General features: G+C 39.7%; 4 protein-coding genes. All 4 read right to left on the bottom strand.

Annotation, left to right across the window (positions count from 1 at the left end):
- The coding region (locus ABIQ28_RS10335; RefSeq protein WP_348036961.1) for a CaiB/BaiF CoA-transferase family protein at positions 1–948 on the bottom strand (948 nt) is incomplete at its 3' end.
- Between the two features lie 338 nt (positions 949–1,286).
- Entirely contained in the window at positions 1,287–2,486 is a 1,200-nt protein-coding gene (locus ABIQ28_RS10330; RefSeq protein ID WP_348036959.1) for an acyl-CoA dehydrogenase family protein, read from the bottom strand.
- 475 nt (positions 2,487–2,961) lie between these two features.
- Positions 2,962–5,103, bottom strand: coding sequence for a 3-hydroxyacyl-CoA dehydrogenase NAD-binding domain-containing protein (locus ABIQ28_RS10325; RefSeq protein ID WP_348036957.1), 2,142 nt, complete (start codon positions 5,101–5,103; stop codon positions 2,962–2,964).
- Between the two features lie 19 nt (positions 5,104–5,122).
- A partial coding sequence (locus ABIQ28_RS10320) for an acetyl-CoA C-acetyltransferase (RefSeq protein ID WP_348036955.1) occupies positions 5,123–6,247 on the bottom strand: 1,125 nt, incomplete at its 5' end.

Here is a 6,247-nt window from a genome sequence, read left to right as displayed (position 1 = left end):
AAGTTCTAAAATTGGAGACAAACAATTATCGTAATCCTTACTTAAACTTGCCCATTCGTCTCTTGTTTTAGTTTTAAAAAGCAGTTCTAAATCTTTTTTGGGAAAAATGCCGTTGATAAGTTCCATTTCTGATTTTGCTATCCATTCTGGTTTTTCAACCATTTGACAGAAGTCATTCCAGAATTTGAGTTCTAAGGCGCCCAATGCCATCCATTTTCCATCCAAGCATTCATAAACATTATAATTGACAAGCATACCGCTTAGAATCGGTGTTTGTTTATACGATGCTCCACCTTGCGACATACTATGGGCAATGGCGTTTATTGGAATAGTGGCATCCAGCAAACTCAAATCGATATACTGTGGTTTTTGCTGCATTTTTTGAGCCAACAAACCTGAAGTACATGCCGAAAGCAACATATAAGAACCTCCTGCAATATCGGCGATTTGAAAACCGGGAATCACAGGTTTTCCTTGTTCATCCCTGTTTAAATCCAATAGCCCTGAAGTCGCTAAATAATTGATATCGTGACCTGCTTTTAAATGCAATTCTCCTTTTTGCCCATAACCTGTTACGGAAACATAAACTATATTGGGATTTATTTGTTTTACAGTTTCAAAATCTAAATTAAAACTCGCCATTGCTCCTGGACGGAACTGCTCGATCAATACATCTGCCGTGGCTATTAATTCGAGTGTTTTTTGATAACCTTCTTCTGTTTCATAATCCACAATAAGTTGTTCTTTAGAATGGTTCAGCATATGAAACATGACTGAACTACCCTCTATTTTAGGATCATAAAATCGCGTATAATCTAGACGTTTGGGGCCTTCTATTTTGATGACTTGCGCGCCTAATTGACTCAAAAAATGAGTGCCTAAAGGCCCAGGAAGCAAGCGTGTAAAATCAATAACGGTAATACCTTGTAATGGTTTGGTTTCTTGCATTAATTTTGTGGTTTTTTTGACACGAATTACACGAATTATCACAAATTCACTTGTACCCTGAAAATGGGAGCGTGAATATTTATTATAGATCTCACTAATGAAACAGACATTCATCCTGTTTTCAAATCTCTGTTGGTCTCAAAATAATTTAAACCTCAACTAGAATGTTTGTCAAATAGGTGTATGTGTCTAAAAGGTTGACACGAATTTCATTATTTTCACAAATTCATTCATTCCCTGAAAATAAGTACGCAAATCAGTTACTATCGATTTCACTAATGTAACGGACTTTCAGTCTGCTAATAAACTATACCACTTTAGTTTTATTCCATTGGTGTTTAGTCCTTCTTGCGTATGGCTTTCATTTGAGCAAACAACTCTTTGAAAAGTCCTCTGGCCACTACTAATTTCATGATTTCATTGGTACCCGCATAAATCCGTGCGACACGATTATCGGCATACATTCGTGCAATCGGATATTCCCACATATAGCCATAGCCGCCAAATAACTGCAAACATTCATCCACGACTTTACTGTGCATATCCGTTGCCGAGAACTTGGCCATAGAAGCACTTTCCGCGGAAAGTTTGTGCTGTGCTAAATCTTCTGTACAACGGTCCACAAAAGCTTGATGAATTTGTAATTGTGCTGCAGCCTCGGCCAATTTAAACTGGGTGTTTTGAAACCCTGCAATAGGTTGTTTAAAAGCCGTCCTGGTCGAGGTGTATGCGATGGTGTCTTCTATGGCACCTTCAGCGCCTCCGATGGCTGACAAGGCTACAGACAAACGCTCGCGTGCTAATTCGGTCATCATGATCACAAAGCCTTCGCCTTCTTTGCCTAATAGGTTTTCCTTAGGAACTTTTACATTATCAAAAAACAGCTCACAAGTATCTTGCGCTTTCATTCCTATTTTTTTGAAAGGAATCCCTTTTTCAAACCCGTCCCATTTGCTTTCCATAATTAATAAAGAAACGCCTTCATTCGGAGTACCTGAATTTGTTTTTACTGCAACAATGGACATATCGGACAGATACCCGTTGGTTATAAATGTTTTTTGTCCGTTCACCACATAATGATCGCCTTTATCAATCGCAGTCGTGCGGATGGCCTGCAAATCTGATCCGCAATTAGGCTCGGTCATTCCAATGGCTGTGATCATTTCGCCAGTGGCCATAAGTGGTAAGTAGTGCTCTTTTTGAGCATCGGTACCATATTTTAAAATATAGGGCGCCACGATATCGGAGTGCAATGAAAACCCAGGTCCGCTAATTCCTTTTTTAGCTAATTCTTCAATAAATAAAGCGCTAAAACTAAAATCTAATCCTGAGCCTCCGTAAGCTTCTGGCATATCCATACACAGCAAGCCTAAGTCGCCCGCGCGTTTCCAGATGTCCCGACTGACCATACCTTGCTTTTCCCAAGTTTCCATTTGAGGCAAGATTTCGTTTTTAATGAAATCCTGAATCATTCCGCGCATCATTTGATGTTCTTCTGATGCATATATTTTTCGTTCTAATAATACGGTTTGTAACATGGCTTCTTTATTTTGCTGTTGCTGTTATTTTGGTTGATTTTACATTATTTGTGTCTGTCATTTTTTTATGATTTCCACTTGGCCTATTACATAAGACGAAAGGACATAAGACTTAGAGTTTATTCGTTACTAATACACATTTTTTGGTCTCATAAATATTTGAAAATATGCACTTTAGCACATCTCGCTTTAGCTTCTATAAATTTTGACACGAATTTCACGAATTTCCACGAACTTACTGATATTCTGAGAATGTTGTTTCAAATTTGGCACGATAAATTTCACGAAAGCAACAGACTTTCAGTCTGTTTAAAAAACCTATAACACTTTAGTCCATAGTGATTTAGTTGTCTTTTATAAATTTGTTCTCAGAGAGCATCTTAATTAGTCTTATGTCATACGTCTAAAAGTCCTACGTCGGGATTTTTTCAAATTCGGAACACCATTAAACCCTCAACATTCATGGTTGAACTATTTAGTTTCTGTAAAATACACGATTGGTGCCCGCATTTTGAATACGCTCCAAAAGTGTTTCTGGTAATTGGAAGCGCTCGCCGTGCCTTTCAGTTAAAAAAGCCGCATAATCTTTAAATTCTTGAGCGCCTATATAATCGATATAGGACATCACGCCTCCTGTGTAAATTGGGAATCCAAGTCCTAAAATGGATCCGACATCGGCGTCTTTAGGTTCTTTTAATACGCCACTATCCAAACACTTATAGGAATCAATGACCATGGCAAATAACAAACGTCTTCCTATTTCTTCTTCGTCATAGTCTGTTTGAACGGGATAAATGGCAGCCCACTCTTTCCAGAGGTGTTTTTTTTCACCTTTCGGATAGTCATAAAATCCTTTGCCTTCTTTTTTTCCTGTTCTTTGATGCTTTGTAACTATGGTCGTTAACGTTTTTTCCAATTCTTTTTCAAAATCTGACAGATTAGGATCTTCTCCCATAATATCTAACATGAGTTTTAAATTGACCTCATCGGAAATTGCCAAAGGCCCTACGGGCATGCCTAGCTTCTTCGCTACATTTTCTATAACTGCAGGTGGAATGCCTTCCGTTAACATGGCGATACCTTCGTTGACAAACTTCCCGAACACACGAGACGTGAAAAACCCGCGGCCATCGTTAACCACAATCGGCACTTTGCGTATTTTGGTCACATAATCTATAGCTGCGGCCAAGGTTTCATCAGAAGTTTCTTTACCGACAATGACTTCTACCAAAGGCATTTTATCTACCGGAGAAAAGAAATGTAAGCCTATAAATTTATCCGATCGCGACGACGCTTTCGCCAGCGCAGAAATAGGAATTGTTGACGTATTACTGGCATAAACAACTCCGGGTTTTATAACGGCTTCTGTTTCTTTTGTGACGGTGTTTTTTAACTGTTCATTTTCAAAAACAGCTTCGATAATTAAATCACAATCTTTTAAATCCTCCAAATTATCCGAAGGAATAATATGATCTAAAATTACTGATGATTTCTCTTGAGTTGATTTGTCGTTCTCTATTTTTTGCTGTTCAAGGCTTGTTGCATAAGCTTTCCCTTTTTCTGCGCTTTCTAAAGAGACATCTTTAAGCACCACATCTAATCCTGCTTTAGCTGAAACATAGGCAATCCCGGCGCCCATCATTCCTGCACCTAAAACGCCTACTTTTCTAAAAGTGGTTTGTTGAAAACCTTTTGGTTTCGCTTTTCCTTTGGCAGCATCGCCAATAAAAATGAAGGAGGCTCGAATAATGTTTTTAGTTTCTTTACTAAATAAGGTATCTACAAAATAACGCGCTTCAACTTCCAACGCATGATCTATTCCCGTTGAACTCCCATGATAAATAGCACTCAACACATTTTTAATATGAGGCATATTACCATGCGTTGTTTTATACGCCATCGCATTTGACACGGAATAAAACTCGGTAAATCCAGAAACCTGTCCGATCCCATTTGGAGTTCCAGGAACCACAAAACGTTTATCGTCCCAAGGCTGCTGTACTTCTGGATTTTTTAATATCCATGCTTTTGCTAAGGCATTAATATCGTCTTCTGGACTACAGATTTGATCGACTAATTTAACTTTTAAAGCCTGTACTGCCGTTAGTTGTCTAGATTGGGTAATATATTCAATCGCTTTTCGAGGGCCTAATAGTCGCAAAAAACGTTGCGTCCCACCTGCACCAGGAAATAATCCTACAGAGCATTCTACTAATCCCATGACGTTTTTAGGATGATCGGTCATAATTCTGTAATTACAAGCCAGCGCAATTTCTACACCACCGCCCAATGCCAATCCGTTCATGGCAGCTACAACAGGTTTGGAAGAACGTTCCAATCGACGCATGGCACGATGTGTTTGCATGAGCATTTCGAAAGCGTCTTCTTTAGATTTATCATAATTTAAAAACCACTTCAAATCGCCTCCTGCAATGAAATCCTGTTTCGCCGAATTGATAACAACTCCTTTTACAGTGTCATCATTAAAAGCTTTATCTGTCGCTGTGAAAAATTCTATAACGGTTGCTTCGTTCATGATATTAACCGGAGCGTTGGCGACATCCCAAGTAATAAAAGCAATTCCGTCCGTATCTATTGAATATTTTATATGTTGCATTTTGTTTTCTTTTAAGCGATTACACACGTTCGATTATTGTAGCGATTCCCATGCCTCCACCCACGCAGAGCGTGGCTAAGGCGGTGCTTTTATCTTGCCGCTCCAATTCATCTAAAGCGGTTCCTAAAATCATACAGCCGGTGGCTCCTAAAGGATGCCCCATCGCAATCGCACCGCCGTTGACGTTGACAATGGAATGGTCTATTTTCATGTTTTCCATAATACGTAACGGCACGACTGCAAACGCCTCGTTGACCTCCCATAAATCAATGTCAGAAGCTTTCATCCCGGCTTTGTGCAATGCTTTTTTAGTAGCTGGCGTTGGCCCTTCGAGCATAATTAAAGGTTCTGATCCAATAATACTGCCCATTCTGATTTTTGCTCTTGGCGTCAATCCCAATTTCTGTCCAATTTCTTTGGTGCCAATGAGCATTAATGCAGCACCATCAACAAGACCAGAAGAATTACCAGCGTGATGGATATGGTTAATTTGCTCGATTTCTAAATAGGTATCTAAAGCAGTTTGATCGAACAACATCTGTCCCATCATTTCAAAAGCGGGATTCAATTTACCCAAACCTTCTAAAGTGGTGTTGGAACGAATATATTCGTCTATCGCTAAGATTTCTAAACCGTTGATATCCATAACTGGAATGATCGATTTTTGGAATGCATTTTTCGCCCAAGCCGCGGTGGCTCTTTTTTGTGATTCTAAAGCAAAACTGTCCACATCGTTTCGTGAATACCCATATTTTGTGGCGATTAAATCTGCCGAAATACCTTGTGGCACAAACTTTCCAAATGCAGCATCGGGTTCCATAACCCAGGCCGAACCATCAATTCCCATTGGCACTCTCGACATTGACTCTACGCCACCTGCGATAATAAGATCAGACCAACCAGACCTTACACGCGCTGCCGCCTGATTGACCGCCTCTAATCCAGAAGCACAATATCTATTTAATGAAACTGCGGCCAGATGATCACCGTAATTCGCCACCTGAGCGGCTACTTTAGCAATATTCCCACCCTGCTCACCGGCTTGCGTAACACATCCTAACACGAGGTCTTCCACATAAGAGGTATCTAAATTATTACGCTGTTTTAATGCAGAAAGCAAAGTCGTTACCAATTGCACCGGACT

It is taken from the genome of Gelidibacter sp. (assembly GCF_039916245.1).
GTDB lineage: Bacteria > Bacteroidota > Bacteroidia > Flavobacteriales > Flavobacteriaceae > Gelidibacter.
Note: the sequence above shows the minus strand (reverse complement) of the source record. Positions and strands in the feature narration are given on the sequence as shown.